Raw genomic sequence first — 21,512 nt, forward strand, 5'->3', positions numbered from 1 at the left:
GCGAATCAGCGACATTTCTTCCCTTTTGCACTGCTCACTTTTCAATACTCACTTTTCACTTTCCGGCCTCTTCACCTGCATTTCTCCGCGTCCTCCGCGCCTCCGCGGTAAAACTTCTTCTTCGCTTTCCGCAGAACTCAAACCGCTTCATCCAGCCGCACCACCCGTCCGCCGCGGAAGCCGCAGATCAGGCTCTCTCCCAGTGGGAAAATCCGCAGCGCCTGCACATCGTCGGGCGCCGTCGCCAGCCAGCGGAGCGAGCCGTCCGCTCCCAGCCGGGCCAGGTGCCGCTCCAGCGTCGCCGCGGCCAGGCCATCTTTGCGAAAGGTCGTGCTCACCAGGCTGGCGGTCCCTTCCAGCACCCAGGATCCCGTCGGCGTCCCGCCGCCGTTGAAGACCTGGATTCCGTGCGCATAGCCGGCCAGATAGTTGAACTTGCCGTCTCCCGTCACCGCGAGATCGCCGATCGTCGACCAGAGCGTCTGGCTCCAGGCCACTTCGCCTCGCAGGTCGAAACGGGCCAGGTAACCGTATTCCGCCGCGGCCACCAGTTCGGGTTCCGTCACGAGAAAGCGGAGATGCCGCAGCGGCCGCACCGACTCAAACTTGCAGAGCTGTTTGTTGGCCGAGGTATAGATGGCATTGGTGCCGTCGGCCAGGCCGACCGCGACGTGCGTGCCGAACGGGGCCATCGCGACACCCAGAATCGCATCGGGCAGTTCCCGCATCCAGGCGAGCTGCAGCGGCCGTTCGAACCAGCCGATCGTCCGTTCGTTTAACACGACGACCGCCGCTTCTCCGTCGTCGCTCAGCGCCACTCGGGACGGCGTTTCCGCCAGCCGGATCAGCGACTGGAGCCGACCGAGACGGTCCAGCAGGTAGAGTCCGCCCGACGTATCTGCAATCAGGATCTCGCCCGACTCGCGGGCGAACTGCAGGTCGGCCAGCGGGGCGTCGGCCGCATAGGACCAGCGCTGTGTGGGCGTCGAACCGCGCGCGTCACGCAGCCAGTCTGGTCGCAGTTCGCTCATCGCCGCGCCAGTTGCTTCTTCAGGGCGTTGAGCCCCGCCTCGATATCGCTATCGGAATTCGGATCGATGGCGCCCCGATACGCGGTCGTCGTCTGCGGGGCCGGTTCCGGCACGACGACGTCCGGCTGGAAGCCGATCTTGCCGAACGTATTGCCCGTCGGCGAGTAGAACTTCGCCGTCGTCAGCCGCAGCCCGGTCTCACCCCGGCCCATGTGAATCGTCTGCACGGACCACTTTCCATATGTCTTGCGTCCGACCAGCTCGCCCCGGTGGTGATCGTGAATCGCCCCGGCGACAATTTCGCTGGCGCTGGCGCTGTCGCCGTCGACGAGCACCACCAGCGGCATATTCCACGTTCCTTCGCGGCGAGCCGAGTAGGACGAATTCGAATCGGAAGTTCGGCCTTTGGTCGAAACCAGCACGCCGTCCGCGATGAACCGATCCAGCACTTCGACCGCAACGTCCAGAAGTCCGCCGGGATTGCCTCGCAGATCCCAGATCAGCGCCCGCATTCCTTCGCGATGCAGCTTGAAGAGGGCCGCGTCGAGCTCTTCCGTCGTATTCTTCTGGAAGCCGGTCATCTTGATGTAGCCGACGCCGTTTGCCGTATCGATGATTTTCGCGACCGGAATGCTCTTTACTTTGACGGCCCGACGGACCAGCGTGGTGTCCCGGACGTCGCCGGCCGGCGACGTCAACTGCAGCCTGACCCGCGATCCGCTCTGGCCCTGCATGACGGAGGCGGCTTCGTCGATCGACATGTTCCGGCAGTCGACTCCATCAATCGCGGTGATGATGTCCCCGGTCCGGCACCCGCCTTCTTCAGCGGGGCTTTCCGGCAGTACGTTCATCAGACGCAGCCCCTTGCCCATGTCCCCCTTCATCTCGACTCCAATCCCGACGAACTCGCCGGCGATGTTGTCGAACAGATCCCGACGACGGCCGGGCGTCAGGTAGCTGCTGTATTCGTCGAGCGAATTGCACGCTCCAAACACGTATTCCATCACGACGGGAGTCGCTTCGAGTCCCAGTTCCCGTCGACACAGCTCGCAGACGTCCAGAACCAATCGGCGAGTGGCATCCGGCGTCGAAACCGGTTTGTTCCAATACTGTTCGACCAGTACGCTCCGCACCCGACGGGTCTGTTCAGGAGTCGCCCGTGGCAGATTCCTTTGCAGGAATTTGTCATTGCTCAACGCCAGATAGAGGCTCTCGGTTCCGTGAGCCAGTAGCGACGTCGATGAAATCGAATCGACATACCGCTGTCGGATTGCCAGCAGCAATTCCTCCAGGTGCGCCATCGCTTCATTCGAGGGGAGTGCGACCATTTCGGCCACAAAGCTCTGGTCCGAATAGCGGCGCTCGATCGAAAACTGACCCTTGGACCGCCGCAACGCCTTCTGCAGCGACTCGCTCGTCGGCCATTCTTTGAGATTCGACTCGTAGAATTCGACGGCCTCAAGCCACTTGCGAGCCTTTTCGAGCTCGACTCCCGTGCTGAGGGCCTGGCGTTCGTCAGCAGATCTGGCGACGTCCCGATCCGCGGCGAAACTGCCGGCGCTCGACCACGCACTGAGGCAGCAGAACAGCAGCGACGCCCGCAACAGGACGCGAACGGAGAATTGCAGCGCAAACATGCGGGCTCCCTCAACGAAGCGGATGTCCAACAACGTCCAGCAAAGAACGGCATGCCTTCCCCCTCGGAAGCCTGCCGGCAGGACATCGTGACCCACAACTTCGTCCGTGGTCTGGAGCGTCACATCAGGCGACAAACTGTCAGACCAACCCCGACACTTTGACTCTAGACCCCGTTTTGCATGCTGTCAAACTGCAACATTTTCAAAGACCGTCATTCTTCCGTCACAACCCGCAGAGTCTTTCAGACCGCTATGCGTCGTACCCGTCGCGGGGTTCTTGCCGGGCGGGAAACTGCTGACGCCGACAACGGATACAGCTTGCAACCGCCGTTCCGCTTCCGGAATCTGCCGAAGATTTCACCGATCAACCCGCCACGGGGCGATTGGTAATGTTGACGGATTGCAACAGTTCTCTCAGTTTACCGGGAAACAGCGGCAACGCGATTTCCGGCCCGAGCAGTTCCGGATGCCACATTTTCTCCCACTCCAGGGAGTGCCAGCCCGAATAACCGCCCGAAAGTAACAACTGCAAACACTCAGCCGCCGGAAACTCGCCTCCTCGGAACAGGACGTAGTCCGCATGCTTGTGGCCGCTCATCAGCAGCGTCGCCGCCACCGCCGCGTGTTTCTGACGTTCGGTCAGTTCGACTTCACCGATGGTGACGGAGTCCTTCCAGTGGGTATGTCGCACCCAGGGCCGGATCCTGGCCCACGTCTCCGCCAGAGGCTCGTCGTCAAACCTCCATGCATGGTGAGTATCCCAGACCAGCCCCACCATCGGATGGTCGACTCGCGACATCACCTCAGCCGCGATCGGGCTGGAGGTGAAGTCTCCGTGGGTTTCCAGCAGAATCTGAATTCCAAAGGCAGCCGCCTCATCGCCGAGTCGCTTCAGCCCGTCGACGATCTGCTGCAAAATCCGCTCACGCCTCGCGGATTCCCCGACGGGAGGCAGCGTATCCCCGAATACCCGGATGAATTGCGCCCCCAGCGCCTGCCCCAGCCGCAGATAGCCTTTCCCGACGGCAATCTGCTCATCGACCTCCTGGTGAGCCGCCGCATCAAACTTGATCGACGACGCCAGCCCGCACACGCGGAAGTTCGCATACTCCAGCTCCCGCCGCCGCTGGTCCCAGCACTCCTCCAGAAGATCTTCCACCCCGAGCAGGTTGGTGTCCCCTCCCAGTTGCCGGATTTCAACGCCGTCGTAGCCATACGCCGGACCATGCCGCAGCACGTCGTGCCAGTTCCAGTTGGGACACGCGAGCGTGGAAAATGAGATTTTGAGTGGCATCGGCAGCATTGCTTTCGATCAAAGTCCAGGAGAATGTCAGGGCCGGGCCGCTTTTTCCGCCAGCCCCGAAGTCCCGAATCGCTCCATCAGCTCCCGCTCCACAAACTGCCACGACACCCCGACGGACGTCAGCAGCACCAGCAGATGATAGACCAGGTCCGCCGCTTCGTGCGTAATCGCCATCCGGTCGACCGGCTCGTCTCCGCCGGCGGCCTCGATCAGTTCGTAGGCCTCTTCGATAATCTTCGACGACATCACCGTGTGGCCGCCGTCAAACAGTTCGACGGTATACGATCCCCCCGGACGCTCCTGCTGGCGATGCTCCACCAGGGCCGCCAGCCGCGCCAGCGCCGATTCTGCAGCCGGTGTCGTCATCCCAGCACCTTCTTCAACGCCTGCCGGCGGAACTCGAAACCGTCTTCCAGGTGATCCAGAATCCGATCCTTCGTGATCAGCAGTCCGACCAGCCCGCCGGGCGGCTCGAACTCAATCTTGTTGACCAGCAGCACGCCCGACTCGGTCGGCTCGACGATGTAATCGTGTAGCCAGAGCCGCATCGGTCCGCCGATCCCCTTCTCGCGAAAACGGACGGGCGACTCGTACTCGATAATTTCGTAGTCGAGCTGCTGAATCTGCCCGTACGCCTGGACCTTCACCGTCAGCCGGCTTCCCAGCGCCACGACCTCCGGCGCAGCCACAAACACCAGCCCCATTTCTGGCGGGGCGATTTTCTGCAGATTCACCGGCCGCGAGATGAAGTCAAACGCCGCTTCCGGCGAACAATTCAATGGAGTCCGGGATTCAAACACAGCCATACGCGGGATGCCTCGACATGCGGGAATTCGTGTGGTCTTTCGAGAAACCGTCCGGATCACGCCGGAGGACTCTCCATTCGTTAGAATACCGCACCCGCCGATGGGCGAAAACGCCCACGCCCGAAACCCATTCTCCACCGACCGGTCACCCCCAGTGAGACTTCCCCCCCTTCTGCTGCAGCAATGCTGGTTCCTGGCCGGTCCGACCGCCGGGGGAAAGTCCGCCGTCGCGCTCGAACTCGCTCAGTTGCTCGGGGCGGAGATCCTCGCTCTCGACAGCATGACGCTCTACCGCGGGCTCGATCTTGGCACAGCAAAGCCGACCATCGCGGATCGCGCCAGTGTGCCCCACCACCTGCTGGACATTCTGGACCCCGACCAGGAGTTCAGCGTCGCCGAGTACCTGCACGTCGCCCGCGACTGCTGCGAAGACATCCTCGGCCGCGGCCGAGTCCCCCTCTTCGTGGGAGGAACTGGTCTGTATCTGAGATCCGTGTTGCGCGGAGTCTTCGAAGGCCCCCCCGCCGACGCCGAATTTCGTCGCCAGAAGGAAGACCAGGCCCTCCGATCGGGACCCGATTCGCTGCACGCCGAACTGGCGCGGATCGACGCTCCTTCGGCCGCCCGGCTCCACCCGAACGACCTCCGCCGAGTGATCCGCGCGCTCGAAGTGCACCATCTCACCGGACGCACTCTGTCCGAACAGCACGAGCAGGGACCGCGTCCCCCCGGCGAGCGGCCACAGCACGTCTACTGGCTTTCCCCGCCGCGCGAAGTTCTCTACCAAAGGATCGACCAGCGAGTGAACGCCATGTTCGCCGCCGGCTGGCTCGCCGAAGCGGAGCAACTGGCGAAGCGCGAACCGCCGCTTGGTCCGACGGCCCGCAAAGCTCTCGGCTACCAGGAGCTGTTCGACTGGTTCGATCGCGGGCGTCTCGAACCACTTTCGACGGTGATCGAGACGATTCAGACCCGGACGCGTCAGTTTTCCAAGCGGCAGCTCACCTGGTTTCGCAACCTGGAAGAGTGCCGCTCGGTCGAAATCCGCGGCGACGAGTCCCCCGCCGCCATCGCTGCCCGCCTTCGCGACATCGCCGCGGGCTGAAAGCTACTTCTGCTCAGGCTTCTTCTCTTCCGGCTTGGCCGCTTTCTGGATCTTGCCCCACAGGTGACCGCCATGGTCTCCATGCTGCCAGGTCCCGGCGTATCGGTCCCCATGGAACATGACCCGCGACGTGAACGTCCCCAGCCCCGGAATGGTCAGATCGTCCAGCGTCAGGATCGGCGTATCCCCCGCCCAGAGCATTTTCACCACCAGCGGCACCGAAACGTCGTTGTCGCCATACTTGATCCGGGCGGTCACGACCCAGTTGTCCCCCTCCAGCTTTTTCGCGGAAGCGATCTCGTAACGCTCCGGCTTGGCTCCCTCGCGGCCATCGACCGAAAATGTTCCCACGAGCGCTGCGCCGGTCAGCGTTTCCGCGAGCTTTGTTTCCAGCGCGGCCCGGTTTGCCGGCACGGCGGGTTCGTCGGCCCGAGCCGATGTCGTTAGAAACAGCGTGGCAAAAACTGCGAGCAGGGTCTTCATCTCGATTCCTTCTGCTTTGAACCATTCATTCGCCGATGACGCCGGGCATTCTACCAGCCGTGGGAAGTTCTTCGAGACGCTGGCGGTTTTGCCGTCGCGTAGAAACCCTGGAACGACAGTGAAGGTCTGTTGAATCGAACTGAAACTCCTTCTCCCCTTCATTTCTCAATATCCGCGCTAACTGTTGATCGCACAATGTTTTGAGCCCTCCGCGGAATCCTCAGGCTTGCGAGATCCAACCACCATCGCCTAAACTCCTGGATGGTTCGTGGCGCTAATCATCCCAGGAGAGAAGCCTCGTGGCCGTTCAGTACGATTTTCACGCCAGCGTTGGCTACTGGATGACCCTCGCCACTCAGACGCTTCATCGTTCGCTCAACGAACGCCTGGCCCCCCTCGGGCTGACCTATCGCCAGATGCAACTCATCGGCTGGCTGGTCCATGACCGCGAATTGACCCAGGCCGAACTGGCCCGGCGAATGCTCGTCGAACCTCCCACGCTGGTGCGCATTCTGGACCGGATGGAAGAAGTTGGCTGGATCGCTCGCACCGAGTGCCAGCAAGACCACCGCCGGAAGCTCATCCGCTTGACCGCGGAAGCCGAAGTGGTCTGGGAACAGATCACCGTCGTCCTGCAGGCCGTCCGGACGGAGGCGGTTCAGGGGCTGTCCGTCGAAGAAGTCGACCAGCTCAAACGCCTGTTGAGCAAGGTCTCGGAAAATCTGAACTCTGCAGAGCTTGTCCGCGAAATTTCGTGAGGTGTCCCGTGAATCGCTCTTCGCTCGGTCAACTCCTTGTGCCCCGCGGCCTGCTGACGCTGCTGCTGCTGCTCGCCGACGCCCCGTCCTCGCTCATGGCGCAGGGGCGCGGTCCCGCCGCAGTCGTCGTCTCGCCGGTCCAGCGCCGTGAGGTCTCCACCTGGCAAAGCTACGTCGGCACCGTCTATCCCATGAAGAAAAGCGCCGTCGGCGCCGCCGTGGATGGTCGCGTCGTAGGATTCCCCGTGAATATCGGCGATCGCGTCAAGAAGGGCTCGCCCCTCTGTCAGCTTCTGACGGAAACCATCTCGCTCCAGATTTCTTCCGCCGAAGCCGAACTCCGACTGCGCGACGAAGAACTGAACGAACTGAAAAACGGGACCCGCCCCGAAGAAATCAATCAGTCGCTGGCTCGCAAGGAGTCCGCTCAGGCGCTCCTGGATTACGCCAAAGGCCGCTACCAGCGCGCCAAGCGGCTGTCGCAACAGGCGCAAGTCATCACCGAAGAGCAGCTCGAAGAGTCCCTCTCCGCGTTCATCGCGGCCGAGCGGACGTTTCAGGCCGCGGATCTCGAACATCAATTGCTGGTCAAAGGCCCGCGCGCGGAAAAGATTCTGCAGCAGCAGGCCCGCGTGGAAGGTCAACGGGACCTGGTCGAGCAGCTCAAGGATCAGCTCAAAAAGCACACGATGATCGCCCCGTTCGACGGCTACGTGGTCGCCGAAGGAACCGAAGTTGGCGAATGGGTCAGCCGGGCTCAGGTGGTCGCCGAAGTCGTCTACCTCGATGAAGTCGAAATCGAAGCCCACGTCCTGGACTCGCAGATCGATTTCATCCGACCTGGCCAGGAAGTGGCGATCGAAGTGACGGCCCTGTCCAAGTCGAGCCGCAGTGGTTTCTATCTGGGAACGGTCGCAGAGGTTTCGCCGCAAGGAGATACCCGCACCCGCACCTTCCCGGTCAGAATTCGCGCAAAGAATGTCATTCGAGAAGACGGCCCGGAGTTGAAATCGGGCATGATCGCCCGCGTGGCTCTCCCGTCGGATTCGCGCCAGGAAGCGGTCCTGGTCCCCAAAGACTCCATCGTGCTCGGAACCGGAGCCCCCAAAGTCTATGGGATCGTTCCCGCGCCCCCCGCTCCTCCGGGGGGAGGGGCGCCAGGCGCCTCCCCCAAACCTTCCCCGCCGGCCGACAAGAAGGCGGCGGCTGGACCGCCGCCCATGCTCGCCAAACCGATCCCGGTCGAACTCGGATTGTCGGATGGCGAGTGGGTCGCCGTATCGGGCGATCTGGCCGGCATCGAACAGGTCGTTGTGCTCGGCAACGAACGCCTGATGCCGTTTCCCACCCCTGTGGTGGTGACCGACGTTCGAAAGCCGCTCGTCAAGGCGGAGGACGCCGAGTCGAAACTCCAACCCGCCCGGAACGAGCCGGAAGCCGAAAACGGCAAATCTCCGCAGTCGGGTCGGTAGTCGTTCAGGCAGCGTGAGAAGTCCCGCAGTGATCCCGGTCCGAGGCCCGTAGTTATGACGCTGGTCGAATCCTACGTTCGCAATCCGGTGAAAGTCACCGTCGGCGTGCTGCTCGTCGCCCTGTTCGGCGTAATCAGCCTGCTGCAGATGCCGATGCAGCTCACTCCCGAGGTGCAGATTCCGACCCTCACCATCGAGACGACCTGGCCCGGCGCCAGCCCGCAGGAAGTCGAGCAGGAAATCATCCGCGAACAGGAAGAGCAGCTCAAAAGCGTGGAGGGCATTACCAAGCTCTCCTCCGAAAGCATGGACTCGAAGGGCTCGATCACGATGGAATTCGCCGTCGGGGCGAACATGGATGAAGCCCTCCTGCGGGTCAACAGCCGACTGCAGCAGGTCCGCAGCTATCCCGAAAACGCCGATCAGCCGGTCATCAGCACCTCCAACTCTTCCAACACGCCCATCGCCTGGTTCATCCTCACCGAACGGGCCCCCACCCCGGAGGAAATCCGGGATTTCGCCGGCAAGCACCCCGAACTCAAAGCCGAACTGGAAACGGTCGCCGGTTCCCACAGCAGCGGCCTGCTCATGTTCCGCCTGAAAGAGCTCGCCCGGAATCAGCCCGTCGTCGGCGAACTCCTCCCGAGCCACGAAGAAGTGATTCACCTCCGCCGTTTCGCGGAAGATTTCATTGAGGCCCAGTTTGAGCGTGTCCCCGGCGTCGCCAATTCCAATGTCATCGGCGGTCTCGAAGACGAGCTTCAAGTCATCGTCGATCCGGAAAAACTCGCCGCCCGGCAACTCACCATTGCCGATGTCCGGGCCGTCCTGATTGGACAGAACCGGGATACGTCCGGCGGCGACTTCTGGGAAAGCAAACGCCGCTGGGTTGTCAGAACCCTGGGCCAGTTCCGTTCTCCCGAACAGGTCGAGGCCCAGCTCCTGGCCGTCCGCGATGGAGCGCCGGTCTACATTCGCGACGTCGCCGCCGTCGTCAAAGACTTCAAGAAGCCCGACGGCCTGGTGCGCCGCTTCGGGGATTCCTCGATCGCCGTCAACTGCCTCCGCGAAACCAACGCCAACGTCCTGGATGTCATGGAAGGCCTCAAAGCCACGGCGAAAGTCCTGAACGAAGGAATCCTCCGCGACCGCAACCTGATGCTGACTCAGGTCTACGACGAGACCGAGTACATCTACTCGTCGATCAAGCTCGTCCAGGAGAACATTTTCCTGGGCGGCGCGCTCACCATGACCGTGCTCATGCTGTTTCTCCACCTCAACCTGCGGACGCTCTTGTTCATTCCGTTGATCCTCGCCACGGGCCTCGCGGCGGTGTACGTCTCGCCGTGGTACTTTGCGGCCTGCCTGATTTTCATCGGCGTCAGCGGTTTCTGGTATGCTCGCGGTTCGCTGGTCATCGGTCTCGCCATCCCCACCAGTATCATCGCCACCTTCCTGGTCCTGGCGCTGCTCGGACGCACGCTGAATGTGATCAGCCTCGCGGGACTGGCGTTCGCCGTCGGCATGCTCGTCGATAACGCGATCGTCGTGCTCGAAAACATCTATACCAAGTTCAACGAAGGTCGAAATGCGTTCCAGGCGACGATCGAAGGGACCCGCGAGGTCGAGGGGGCGATCATTTCCTCCACGCTCACGACCGTCGCTGTTTTCCTTCCCGTCGTCTTCGTCCAGCAGGAGGCCGGACAGCTCTTCCGTGACATTGCCCTGGCCATCAGCGCGGCGGTCAGCCTGTCGCTCGTCGTCGCCTTGATTGTTGTCCCGACCGCTGCCGCACGGATCCTCCCCCGCCGCCAGCCCGGAGAGCGCTATGCCGGCATCTCGCTGGGACGGACCAGTCCTGTCGCTCGCGTGATCGAAGGACTTGGTGGGTTCTTCGTGTCGTCCGTCGGCGCAATCAATAAGGGCATTCAGTCGCATGTCTTGTTTCGCCTCGCGACCGTCGGTCTCTTCATGGGCGGCTGCGCCGTCTCGACGTGGATGCTCTGGCCCGCCGTCGAATACCTTCCCACCGGCAACAAGAACCTGATCTTCGGCATCCTGCTCCCTCCCCCCGGCTACAACCTGGACGAGCTGACCCGCATGGGCGAGCAGGTCGAACAGGATCTCCGCCCCTTCTGGGACTTCGATCCGCGCGAAATGACCCCCGAGGAACTGGCCAGCAAGCCCCGCATCCGCGACCTGTTCTTCGTGGCCCGCGGCCGGCAGGTCTTCCTGGGCGTCCGCTCATACGACCCCATGCGGGCCGCCGAACTGATCGACGTCGTCCGCGGCGCCGGTTCGAAATTCCCCGGCACGTTCGCCGTGGCCTTCCAGTCCAGCCTCTTCTCGCAGGGACTTCAAGCCGGCCGGACGATCGACATCGAAATCACCGGCCCGGACCTCCGCAAGCTCATCGGGTTCGGCGGGCAGATTCTCGGTCAGATCCCAGGACTGATCCCAAACAGCCAGGTCCGTCCCGTCCCCAGCCTGGACCTCTCCAGCCCCGAAATCCACGTCGAACCTCGCCTCGTGCAGGCCGCCGAAATGGGCCTGACCGCCTCCGCCCTCGGTTACGCGGTCGATGCGCTGGTCGATGGCGCGTACGCCAGCGACTACATCGAAGGGAGCGACAAGATCGACCTGATGATCCGCGGCCGGGATGAATTCGCGCGCCGCACCCAGGATATCCGGAACCTTCCGATCGCAACCCCCACCGGGGAACTGGTGCCGCTGGGTGCGATCGCAGACGTCGAAATGTCCAGCGGCCCCGAACAGATCAACCACCGCGAACGCGAACGTGCGATCACGATTCAAGTCACCCCTCCCGAAGGGATGCCCCTCGAATCGGCCATGCTGCTCATCCAGGAAAAAGTGATTGCGCCGCTGTCGGCCTCCGGCGAGCTCCGCGGCGGCTACCGCGTCAACCTGGCCGGAACCGCCGACAAGCTGCGCGAGACCTGGCGGGCGGTGCAGTTCAACGTGCTGCTGGCGCTGCTGATCACGTATCTGCTGATGGCGGCTCTCTACGAATCGTGGCTCTACCCGTTTGTGATTATTCTCAGCGTCCCGCTCGGCGCCGTCGGCGGACTGGCCGGGCTCCAGGCGCTCAGCGCCTACCTGATGATCATGGGGCAGCCGCCCCAGTTGCTCGACGTGCTGACCATGCTGGGCTTCGTAATCCTCATCGGCACGGTCGTCAATAATCCCATCCTGGTGGTAGATTATGCCTTGCAGCTCATGCGCGAGCAGGGGGCGTCGCCGCGAAATGCCGTCGTCGAGGCGGTCCGCTCCCGGATCCGGCCGATGTTCATGACGACGGTCACAACCGTCCTCGGCCTGCTGCCGCTGGTCCTGTTTCCGGGGGCCGGCAGCGAGCTGTATCGCGGGCTGGGAAGCGTCGTGCTGGGCGGGCTGGTGGTTTCGACCGTCTTCACGCTGTTTCTGATTCCCACCGCCTTCACCCTGGCCGTCGACGGCAAACTGCTGGTCCTGCGACTCCTCGGTCGTCGGGCCAGCGAAGTTCGCGTCGATCAATGGGCGGAAGCCGACGAGGCTCCCGACTCCGCCGAACTTGTCGGCACCCGGTAACGGGACGCTGGCCGATCCGGATTCAAGACTCGCTTGCCGGGGATGGCCTTCGCGCCCGTTGACGCCTTGTTATTGCCGGAGAACCGACCTCGGCAGCGAGACGTCTCGGGCGGTGATTGGATCCCGCAGCAGGTTCCCCGCATCGGGCGAGTACGACCGGCACAACTGTTGAATCGCAGAGGCCTGTACGAAGTAGGCCGCAATGACTCTCGGATCCCACTGCCTTCCATCCCCCTCCCGGAAAATCTGTTCCAGCGACTCCAGCGACATTCCGGCCCGGTACGGCCGATCGCTCGTGATGGCGTCGAAGGCGTCTGCGACCGCGATAATTCTGGCGACTAGCGGAATCTGCTCTCCTTGCAGCCCGTCCGGATAACCGGCCCCGTTCCAGAATTCGTGGTGCGAGCGCACTCCCGGCAAGACTCCTTTCAACTTGCGTAACGGCCCCAGAATCTGGCAGCCCAGGACTGGATGTTGCTGGACGGCCCGAAACTCCTCCCGAGTCAGTGGCGCCGATTTGCGGAGCAGTTGATCGTCGATCCCCAGCTTGCCGATGTCGTGCAGCAGCCCGGACACATAGATCAGATCCAGTTCCTCGTCCGCGAGCCCCAGTCCCCTTCCGAGCTGACGGGCCACGAGCGCCACCCGTTCGCTGTGGCCGCGAGTGTACGGATCCCGCGCATCGAGCGTCGAAACGAGGGATTTGACGAATCCCAGCAGCAGATCGTCGTTCTCGCAGTAGAGCTGAATGTTGTTCAAGTGCGTCGCCAGGACTGTCGCGATGGACCCCAGCAGCGTCGCGTCGATCGGTCCGAACCCCGGTCCGGCCAGCGCATTGCAGGAAACGATCCAGCCGCGGCAGACGTCCCCCGAACGGATCGACGCCGCGAGAAAGCTGCGCAATCCGGGAAACGCCGCCGCCAGCGTCCCGTCTGACATTGCATTGCGGATCAGAGGCGTCGACCAGTCGTGCGATTCATAGCGTGAGATCAGCCGCAGCAGGCCGGCGTCGTCGAACGGCAGTTGGCCGTCGATCAGCAGCAGTGGCTCGCACCCCTGTTGTTCGAGGCAGATGACATGGCATTCCGCCGGGACCAGCGGCCCCAGTTTCTCGATGCACGCCGCGGCCAGATGCTCCGGGCATTCCGACACCTGCAGGTGCGGCGTCAGGGCGTGCAGCAAGCTGATCTGCCGCCATGCCGCGTCGTTCTGCCGGCCAAGGACCTCCAACTCCTGAGTTTTCGATTCGATCCGGGCCGAATGCTCTTCATAGCCGACCGCCAGCCTCACCAGACGCGCCAGGACGCAGATCGACATCACGGGCAGCCGCGAGATCCAGTCGTCGAGCCGTTCTGTGGACCATCCCGCTTCAATGGCCGCCAGCACCAGTTCGCCGGGGCGTCCGCCTCGGGCCGACAGCGCCACGCCGGCAAACCACAGTTGTCGTTCCGGGGAACCAGGCAGCGGACCGACAAACGCCAGCAACCCGTCCGACAGCTCAAGGACTTCCGCCTCGTGAATGTCCGAGAGACGACGCAGGCAGACAGCCGGGACGCACAGCAAAGTCCCGGGATGGGACTCGGTCAAACATCGACCAGTCGGCCCGTCGAGACAGACCAGTGGACTGCCAATCCATTCCGAAAGCCGCCCCAGCACGTCCGATCGCTGTGTCGGCGGCCAGTCCGCGCCGGGCGGCGTCGCACGCCGCTCGGCCGCCGTAAGTTCTTCCGACCAGACCGACGGCATCGCAGCCCCCGTACCATGATCTCCTCTGTCAGCCGCCGTACCTCCGTCAGTACAAACTGCCGCGCTCGCCGGTGGTCGTGTGCCGAACCGGGAAGGCTGTCACCGAGGCCATGGCGACTGAACATTCTGCGGGGCGCGGCAGAAGCAGAAGCCAGACCGATGGAGCAGCCAGTCTGAAGGATCGGCTGCCGGCAATAGCGACTTGCTGGCGGTGTCGGCTCGCGCCTGTGATTTGCGCACAACCCGCATACGCATGGATCAGTGGTATCGATTCTGCGGACCGGTTCCGTCCGCGGACCGATTCCGCGAACGACTAATCGTCGGCCTCAACGCGACGGCTCCGCTGACGCAACTGGTCGCTCACCCGGTTCAGCAGTTTTCGCTCGGCCGGCGACAACGCCGCCAGCCCCTGCTCGTGAACCTTCGACAGAAGTTCATCCAGTTGCCGACGTTCCGCCAGTTCCCGCTCCCGGTCACGTTCGGCGCGGGCCGCCGCCCGGCGACGTTTCCAGCGTTCGAGGAACCCCGGATTCCGTTCCCGCAATTCGGCCGGAACCGACCGCTCCAGGCTCGTGTAGCCCTGCGAGAAGTCGTAACCCATAAACGCATCGTCGGAACTCTCGTCAGGCAGCGGCGGAACCAGGAGCACGACGTTCAGCAGCAGCAGCAGGCCCCCCAGGTAACACAGCCAGATCCACTGCCCCAGCACGCCGATCGTCGCCAGTCCCAGCGACATCGGAATTCCCATCCGCAGCAACATCGTCATCGCCGCCTCTGTCCCGGAATACCGGCCCGAGATCATCAGCACCAGCCGGGCGGCATCCATCGGCCAGATCGGGATCAGATTCGCGAGAAACATGATCCAGTTGGCGCTCAGGACCATCAACTGCCACTGCTGCGTCAACGACAACTCCGTCGGCAGCGCGATCGGAAGTTGAAAGGGATTAAGGAGCGTGCCGATCGGCGCCAGATTCAGGCACCACGGCAGCATCAGCGCAAAAATCCCCAGATTCAGCATCGGCCCCGCCAGCACCGTCAGCGCCGCCGCGTCCTGGCCGAAGCCGCCGACAATATTCCCCCCGCCCCCCAGGGGCCAGATCACCAGTTCGTCCGGCTGGCCGCTGCTGAGGCGCGACAGCAGCAAATGCGCCAGCTCGTGCAGCAACGCCGTCAGGAACAACGCCGCGGTGAACATCGCGGCCAGTCCGGGGGAGCGGTGGTGCGTCCAGACCGCGACGAAGACCGTGAGGAAGTGCAGGCTGATCCGCACCCGGGCGTGAAACATTCTCCCGACGGGGAGCGACAACGCAATGAAATGCTGGCGATCGCTCATGCATGACGCCCTGGGACAGGCGGAGAACTCCGGTCGAATCGACCTGTCGCATTCTACCGGCCCGGACCGCGGCGGCAAATCACGAATTCGCCGATCTCAGCCCCGCCGCCGTTTCGTCGCAAAATATAACGCCACATACACTTTGGGATCGATCAGCTTTCCTTCCGCGACTTGCCGCTGCAGCCACCGCGAGATTGTCCTCAGCGGCGGCGCGTGAACCTGGATCTGTTCGTGCTCGACGCCCCCGCCAGCCGACGTCTGCGTCGCACCCGCCGCAAAAAAGTACGAAACTACTTCCGACGCCAGCCCCGGCGAAGACGGACTGTCTCCGAGCCATTCCCAGGTTGTCGCTTCGTAACCGGTTTCTTCGCTCAGCTCCCGCTGGGCGGAGATAACGAAATCTTCAGTTTCCTGTCCTTTCACGTCTCCCGAGAGGCCGGCGGGAACGTCAATCACCGATTTGCCGACGGCCGGTCGAAACTGCTCGGTCAGAACCAGCCGACGATCGTCGGTCACCGCGAAAATCGCCACGGCCCCGCGGGCGTTTATCCGTTCCGCAAACTCCCACCGCCCCTCCTTGACCAGCCTCAGAAATTTTCCTTTCCCGAGGACTTCCCGCTTCGTCCGTTTCTGCATGGCCGTTCCTGGCAATTCAGGGGGGAGACGTGTTTCGCCTGCGACTGATCGGTATCATACGATGCGTCGGGAGCGACCTTTTTGTAAACACTTCTCGGGATTTCTTCCATGTTGCGGACGTTCTTCGGTCTGGGATTGCTGGCGGGCCTGACGCTGGTCGGCGCCGTCGCCGCGGGGGCCGATGCGCCCAAGGCCCGCGTGCTCATGCTGACCCAGAGCAAAGGTTTCACGCACGGCTCGGTCCGCCGCCCCGAGAAGGACAAGCTCTCGGTCGCCGAAGTCGCCATGACCCAGCTCGGTCAGCAGACTGGTCTGTTCGAGGTGGTCTGCAGCCAGGACGCCGCCGTCGACTTCACGAAGGAGAACCTGCAGAAGTTCGACATGGTCGTTTTCTACACGACCGGTTTTCTCCCGATCTCCGAAGCCGATCGCGATTATTTCTTCAAGGAATGGCTCCCGCAGAAAGGTCACTCGTTCGTCGGCTTTCACTCTGCAACCGACACGTACCACTCGGATACCGACCCCGCCGCCGACTACCAGCCCTACTGGGACATGATCGGCGGCTCGTTCAACGGCCATCCCTGGAACGCCGGCAACGAAGTCACGATCTCGATTCACGAGCCGAATCACCCCGCGATGAAGCCGTTTGGCGAAGAGCTCAAGATCAAGGACGAGATCTACCAGTACAAGCACTGGCAGCCGAACAAGGTCCGGGTCCTGATGAGCCTGAATATGGAGAAGTGCGAACCCAAGGCTCCTTACATGGTTCCGATCAGTTGGGTGAAGGAATACGGCGAGGGGCGCGTCTTCTACACCAACCTGGGGCACAACGAAGCCACCTGGACGAACAAGGCGTTCCTCGACCACGTCACCGGCGGTATCCGCTGGTGCCTGCACCTCGTAGAAGCCGACGCCACGCCGAATCCGGAACTTTCGGCGAAACTCGAAGCCAAGGCCAAAGCCGACTTCGAAAAAGCCGGCGGCAAGAAGTGACGCCCGGCAGCCGAAGCGACGTTGATTCCAACGGCCCCCGCAATTTGCGGGGGCCGTCGGCTTTTGCTGTGCGTCGCCGGGAGAAATTCCCCGTCACTTTGCGCAAACCCTGACGCCTGTGCCGCCCATTCCTCATGGGAAGAGCCTGCCGGGGCCGACTGTCACTCGGGGGACGGTGTATCCGTCGTCCTCGCCGCACGCACCGTCGACCTTCTCCGGGAGTCGAGCCACATGGCTGTTGCTGATGCCCCCTCGACCAGCGCCCGCGTCCGCCGGCAATACGAGTTCCTTCCGTATCCGCATCGCGATCCCGAGGATGAGAAGAAGCGCCTGCTGCTCACCGGGCTCGACGACCTCAACTGCGTCAACCACTATTGCTTTCGCGGCAAACGGAACATGTCGGCGGGCTTTCGTGCGCTGGTCGCCGGCGGCGGGACCGGCGACGCCGTCGTTTTCCTGGCCTATCAGCTCCGCAAGACGATGAGCGAGATCGTCTATATCGATCTCAGCACCGCGTCGCAGTCGGTCGCCCGCAAGCGGCTCGCGGCCCGCGGCCTGGAAAACCGGGTCAAGTGGATCAACGGCTCGCTGCTCGACCTGCCCCAGATGGGGCTCGGCAAGTTCGACTACATCAACTGCTCGGGAGTTCTGCACCACCTCGCCAGCCCCGACGACGGCCTGGCAGCCCTGCGCAGCGTCCTCAAGGACGACGGGGCGATGGGGCTGATGGTCTATGGCCAGTACGGCCGGACCGGCGTCTATCAGATGCAGTCGCTGTTCCGCCTGATCGGCGACCAAAACGCCGACATGGGGACGCAGGTGACCGAGGTCCGCGAACTGATGGCGACGCTGCCGCCCCCCAACTGGTACAAGCGGGGAGCCGATCTCTTTTCGCCGGTTGAGAACGTCAGCGACAGCGAAGTCCTGGACCTGTTCCGCCACACGCAGGACCGGGCCTACACAGTCCCGCAGCTCTACGACTTCCTGGACGGGGCCGGACTCCATTTGACGGAATGGTCCTCCGAATCCCGAATCTGGTATCAGCCGACGGTCGCCTTCCGCGATCCGGCGCTGATGAATCGGGTGCTCGCCCTGCCGCGCCGGGAGCGGGAAGGGGCCTGCGAGCTGTTCTGGGGTTCGATTGTCAAACATGCCCTGTGGGCCACCCCGAAACCGGACACGATCGCTCAGTGGACCGATCCCGAGGTCGTCCCGACCTGGACCCGAACGGGCGATCTGTTCGGCATCCGCAAGAGCCTGCTCGAAGCGACCAGCCCCGACTGGTGCTTTAACATGCAGTGCTCAGGGGGGACCAAGATCCAGGTTCGGATCAACGTCGACGACGTCACGCGCAAGCTGATCGATCTGACGGACGGCTACCGCACCGTCGATTCCATCCTGGCGCAGGTCGTCAAAGAATTCCCGGGACGCAGCCCCGATCAACTTCGAATCGAATCCGCCGACGTCTTCCGCCTGCTGAATTCGCACGACCTGCTGGTCCTGCGCCACCGCTCGGCGCCGTTCATCGTGCCGTGACGGGCGTTGGATTTAGCGAGCAGGGAATAGGGAATAGCGAGTAGCCAGCAAGAATGGCTGGTTGCCTATCGCAAACCGCTTGTCGCCAGAGTTCCGATCGTGCTCGCATTTGGCAGCAGGCGATCATCCCTCTTCTTTCTGGCTATTCGCTATTCCCTACTCGCTATTCCCTCTTCTGGAGGATTCGTTCGGCTGTGACGCTGATGTCCTTGACCTCGGTTTCCTGACCCGCCGCCACAGTCACCTTCAGCGACTTGTCGAGGTAACCGGCGCCTTCGTGCCAGACGCGGAACTCGTGTTCGCCCGGCGGCAGCAGCGGAATCGAAAAGGTCCCGTCCGCCGCCGTCACTGTGGCGTACGGATGGTCTGCGATCATCCAGTACCCCTTCATCCAGGGGTGAATGTCGCAGCGGATTTCCGTCGGGAGCGATTCGGCCGACTTGAACGGGACGTTGACGCCCACGCGGTCGACCGGCGACAGCAGGAAATTGAAGCCGTCATTTTTGATCGGCGTGCCGCGCGTGTTGTGGGCCACCGCGTCGGCCGAGACCACGTTCACCGTCTGGTCGGTCCGGGCGACGATGACGTGCGGGATGAAGCGGCAGCCGATCTGGTCGTAGAGGACCGTGGGGGCGGCCGATTTCTCCAGCGACGGATGAATCGTCTCCGGCCTCCGCCTGAGATAGACCACCACATTCGCGATCCCCTTCGACTTCGGGTCGACGACCAGCGTTTCGTCGGGGATCGACTTGATCGCGCAGACCGCTGCGTCTTTGACAGCGGCGTTGCCGGCCACGACCAGATCGGCCAGCGTCGGCAGCTCTCCGCTGAGCACGACGCGGCCGGTGACGCCGCCCCATTCTCCGCCGGCCGAATCCGTTACTGCAGCAGTCGGCTTTTCCGACAGGTCGGGCGCCGCTGCTGCGTGAGAAGCTGGTTTCGCCGCGGGGACCGCCGCTGCCAGAGGCGCTGCTGGAGCGATTGGGGTCGGCGGTTCCGGCGTGCAGCCGCCGAGCGTCGCCAGTCCGATGATTACCGCCGAAGTCCACAGATGGTGTCGCACGTCACTCTCCCGTCGGAATCGTGCTGGCGGAAATCACTGCCAAAGGACTGCACTCGGAACTGCGAACAGACTCGATCCGATCCCCTATTTCGCTTTTTCGAGACCGGCCTTCGACAGGATCTCGCGGACTTCGTCCGCATTCCCTTTGACCTTCTCCGCAATCGCCAGCGCCGCTGCCTTGGATTCCTCTTTCAAGTCGGGGATCTGCATGGCTTTGACGGCCAGTTTGAGGGATTCCAGGCTGGGGTAGAGCTTCAGCACATCCAGCACCAGTTTTCTTTCGTCGGCATTCTGGCTGACATCGAGGGCGTTCTGGCAGATCTCCAGGCGCTGCGGTTCCGGCATCGTCTTGAACCGGCGGGCGAGGCTGATGTAGCCCTTGACGGCGCGCGAGCGGTATTTGTCGCCGGGGGCGGACTTTGCCAGGTCCAGCAGGACCGGGGCCGCGTCTTCGGTGCTCCACTTGCCGAGCAGCCGGCTGCCGGTGTCCTGAAGCTGCGGATCGTCGCTTTTCGCAGCGGCCCCGACGGTCTGCAGAGCCTTGGCGCCGCCCATTTCGCTGAGGATTTCGAGCAGGCTGTCCTTCGTTGGAGCGGAGGCGCGTCCCAGGGCCTGAGCGAGCTCCGCGGCGCAGGCTTCGCGATCCGGCATGCGAGTGGCGGCGGTCTTCAGGGCCTGCAGGGCCACGGGAGCATCGTCGGAATGTTTTGAACCAACGACCTGTGTGATCAGCACGTTCAATGTCGCCGGGGAGACCGTATTGCCCAGCGAAGTCAGCGCTGCGCCCCGGATGTTCGAGTCCGACTGCTCCAGCGCTTTGACGAGGGCGGGGACGGCGTCGATCCGGCGCTGGCCGATCAGTTCGATGAGGACCTGGTATTCCTTGCCGTTCGACTTGGCCAGCCGGGCGACGATCTCCTTGTCGACGCCGTTGCCGGGGAGTTCGGCGATTGCGGTCTGGGCGGTCTGGGCAATGTCGGCGTCGGCTTCGAGGGTCATCTTCAGCAGCGAGGCGAAGCTGGACGGCGTTCCGACTCGCCCGAGGGCGGCGATGGCGGCGAGGCGGACCGGTTTGGGGCCGTTGTCGGACGCTTTTGCTACTGCTGCCAGATCGACGGTTTCCGGTCGGTCGGCCATCGCCACAATGATCAATGCGGCCCGTTCGGGGGTGGCGCGATCGACCTCGGCGGCCAGGGCCTTGTCGATGTCGCTCCCCGGGAATTCGCGAATGGTGCTGAGGCCGATCTGGAACAGTCCGCGGTCGGAATTGCGCAGTTGTTCGACCAGCAGCGGAATGCCATCCTGATTGCGGGCGACGATCGCACCGCGAGTGGCTTCGAGTTTCCGCTGGCGGGGGACGTCGGCGTTGCGGACTTCGTCGTAGATTTCGATGGCGACCGCAGCCTGGCCGTCGGAGAGAAACCGCTCGGCGCACAGAATGCAGCCTTCGGCCGCGCCGGAACGGACTTCAGCGTTCTCGCTGGCCAGGGCCTGCCGCAGCGCCTTCCCGGCCGCAGGATTGCCGACGTGTCCCAGGGCCACGGCCGCTGCGGTGGCGATGCCCGAATCCTGATCTTTCAGCTTCGCAGTCAGGAGTTCGACGGCTCCAGCGTCGCGGCGGACGCCGATCGAGTTGATCGCTCCGATCAGCAGATTTCCCTGCAGCGACTCGGTGGCCTTGCGGAGGGCTTCATCGGCTTCCGGGCCGGGGATGGCTTCGAGGGCGATGCGGGACCATGAGGCCAGTTGGGGGTTGTCCAGCAGCTTTGCCAGCTCCGGGACCGCTGCGCTGGAACCGTAGATGGCGAGTTTCTTGCAGGTGATCGCTTTCTCGGCCGCCGGGGCGTCGCCGCTGAGGATGGCGATCAGTTCCGGTTCCCGAGCTGCGGAGGCGGTCTGGCATTCGCCGCTCCGTCCCCCTGCGAGGATCAGCAGCAGGGATGCGGCCAGGAAACTGGCCGTGCGGATGGATTGTCGAGTCGTCGGCATGGAAGCACTCTTGATGGAAAACTCGAGGTGAAT

Annotated in this window: 17 protein-coding genes; 6 read left to right on the forward strand and 11 right to left on the reverse strand. The window is 63.2% G+C overall.

Annotated features, from left to right (window positions below; all coding sequences use genetic code 11):
• Window positions 1-137 precede the first annotated feature (137 nt).
• The 5 genes from SH412_RS08710 to SH412_RS08730 form a co-directional block, all read right to left on the reverse strand.
• On the reverse strand, window positions 138-1,031 hold the full coding sequence (locus tag SH412_RS08710; protein ID WP_336523119.1) for a hypothetical protein: 894 nt from the start codon (window positions 1,029-1,031) through the stop codon (window positions 138-140).
• On the reverse strand, window positions 1,028-2,668 hold the full coding sequence (locus tag SH412_RS08715; protein WP_336523120.1) for a S41 family peptidase: 1,641 nt from the start codon (window positions 2,666-2,668) through the stop codon (window positions 1,028-1,030). Before SH412_RS08715 ends, SH412_RS08710 begins: the two co-directional genes overlap by 4 nt.
• Before the next feature lie 364 nt (window positions 2,669-3,032).
• On the reverse strand, window positions 3,033-3,962 hold the full coding sequence (locus tag SH412_RS08720) for a sugar phosphate isomerase/epimerase family protein (RefSeq protein ID WP_336523121.1): 930 nt from the start codon (window positions 3,960-3,962) through the stop codon (window positions 3,033-3,035).
• A gap of 36 nt (window positions 3,963-3,998) precedes the next feature.
• Window positions 3,999-4,337 (reverse strand): phosphoribosyl-ATP diphosphatase, encoded by a 339-nt coding sequence (gene hisE, locus SH412_RS08725; RefSeq protein WP_336523122.1) that lies wholly within the window; start codon window positions 4,335-4,337, stop codon window positions 3,999-4,001.
• Window positions 4,334-4,777, reverse strand: coding sequence for an SRPBCC family protein (locus tag SH412_RS08730; protein WP_336523123.1), 444 nt, complete (start codon window positions 4,775-4,777; stop codon window positions 4,334-4,336). Before SH412_RS08730 ends, hisE begins: the two co-directional genes overlap by 4 nt.
• A gap of 154 nt (window positions 4,778-4,931) precedes the next feature.
• Here SH412_RS08730 and miaA point away from each other — a divergent pair, with 154 nt between their 5' ends.
• Window positions 4,932-5,882 (forward strand): tRNA (adenosine(37)-N6)-dimethylallyltransferase MiaA, encoded by a 951-nt coding sequence (gene miaA, locus SH412_RS08735; protein WP_336523124.1) that lies wholly within the window; start codon window positions 4,932-4,934, stop codon window positions 5,880-5,882.
• A 3-nt stretch (window positions 5,883-5,885) separates the two neighbouring features.
• Here miaA and SH412_RS08740 read toward each other — a convergent pair whose 3' ends face one another.
• On the reverse strand, window positions 5,886-6,365 hold the full coding sequence (locus SH412_RS08740) for a hypothetical protein (protein WP_336523125.1): 480 nt from the start codon (window positions 6,363-6,365) through the stop codon (window positions 5,886-5,888).
• Window positions 6,366-6,664: 299 nt separating this feature from the next.
• On the opposite strand from SH412_RS08740, the gene SH412_RS08745 reads away from it, so the two are divergent.
• From SH412_RS08745 to SH412_RS08755, 3 genes are read left to right on the forward strand one after another with little or no spacing between them, the layout of a single operon-like run.
• Window positions 6,665-7,123, forward strand: coding sequence for a MarR family winged helix-turn-helix transcriptional regulator (locus SH412_RS08745; RefSeq protein WP_336523126.1), 459 nt, complete (start codon window positions 6,665-6,667; stop codon window positions 7,121-7,123).
• Window positions 7,124-7,131: 8 nt separating this feature from the next.
• Window positions 7,132-8,595: an efflux RND transporter periplasmic adaptor subunit gene (locus tag SH412_RS08750; protein WP_336523127.1), complete on the forward strand. Its 1,464-nt coding sequence runs from the start codon at window positions 7,132-7,134 to the stop codon at window positions 8,593-8,595.
• Between the two features lie 54 nt (window positions 8,596-8,649).
• Window positions 8,650-12,183 (forward strand): efflux RND transporter permease subunit, encoded by a 3,534-nt coding sequence (locus tag SH412_RS08755; protein ID WP_336523128.1) that lies wholly within the window; start codon window positions 8,650-8,652, stop codon window positions 12,181-12,183.
• Window positions 12,184-12,252: 69 nt separating this feature from the next.
• On the opposite strand, the gene SH412_RS08760 is transcribed toward SH412_RS08755, so the two are convergent.
• From SH412_RS08760 to SH412_RS08770, 3 genes are all read right to left on the reverse strand, one after another.
• A complete protein-coding gene (locus SH412_RS08760; protein WP_336523129.1) occupies window positions 12,253-13,929 on the reverse strand; it encodes an HD-GYP domain-containing protein in 1,677 nt (558 codons plus the stop codon).
• Between the two features lie 313 nt (window positions 13,930-14,242).
• Complete coding sequence (locus tag SH412_RS08765; protein ID WP_336523130.1) at window positions 14,243-15,262, reverse strand: zinc metalloprotease; 1,020 nt, start codon at window positions 15,260-15,262, stop codon at window positions 14,243-14,245.
• Between the two features lie 96 nt (window positions 15,263-15,358).
• Complete coding sequence (locus SH412_RS08770; RefSeq protein ID WP_336523131.1) at window positions 15,359-15,898, reverse strand: NUDIX hydrolase; 540 nt, start codon at window positions 15,896-15,898, stop codon at window positions 15,359-15,361.
• 108 nt (window positions 15,899-16,006) lie between these two features.
• On the opposite strand from SH412_RS08770, the gene SH412_RS08775 reads away from it, so the two are divergent.
• Together SH412_RS08775 and SH412_RS08780 are read left to right on the forward strand one after the other, a co-directional pair.
• Complete coding sequence (locus SH412_RS08775; RefSeq protein ID WP_336523132.1) at window positions 16,007-16,891, forward strand: ThuA domain-containing protein; 885 nt, start codon at window positions 16,007-16,009, stop codon at window positions 16,889-16,891.
• 231 nt (window positions 16,892-17,122) lie between these two features.
• Window positions 17,123-18,427 carry a class I SAM-dependent methyltransferase gene (locus SH412_RS08780; RefSeq protein WP_336523133.1) on the forward strand — a complete coding sequence of 435 codons (1,305 nt, stop codon included), beginning with the start codon at window positions 17,123-17,125 and terminating at the stop codon, window positions 18,425-18,427.
• Window positions 18,428-18,590: 163 nt separating this feature from the next.
• On the opposite strand, the gene SH412_RS08785 is transcribed toward SH412_RS08780, so the two are convergent.
• Together SH412_RS08785 and SH412_RS08790 are read right to left on the reverse strand one after the other, a co-directional pair.
• Entirely contained in the window at window positions 18,591-19,490 is a 900-nt protein-coding gene (locus tag SH412_RS08785) for a carboxypeptidase regulatory-like domain-containing protein (RefSeq protein WP_336523134.1), read from the reverse strand.
• A gap of 84 nt (window positions 19,491-19,574) precedes the next feature.
• Entirely contained in the window at window positions 19,575-21,479 is a 1,905-nt protein-coding gene (locus SH412_RS08790; RefSeq protein WP_336523135.1) for a HEAT repeat domain-containing protein, read from the reverse strand.
• Window positions 21,480-21,512 lie beyond the last annotated feature (33 nt).

The sequence above is a fragment of the Planctellipticum variicoloris genome (genome assembly GCF_030622045.1).
Lineage (GTDB): Bacteria > Planctomycetota > Planctomycetia > Planctomycetales > Planctomycetaceae > Planctellipticum > Planctellipticum variicoloris.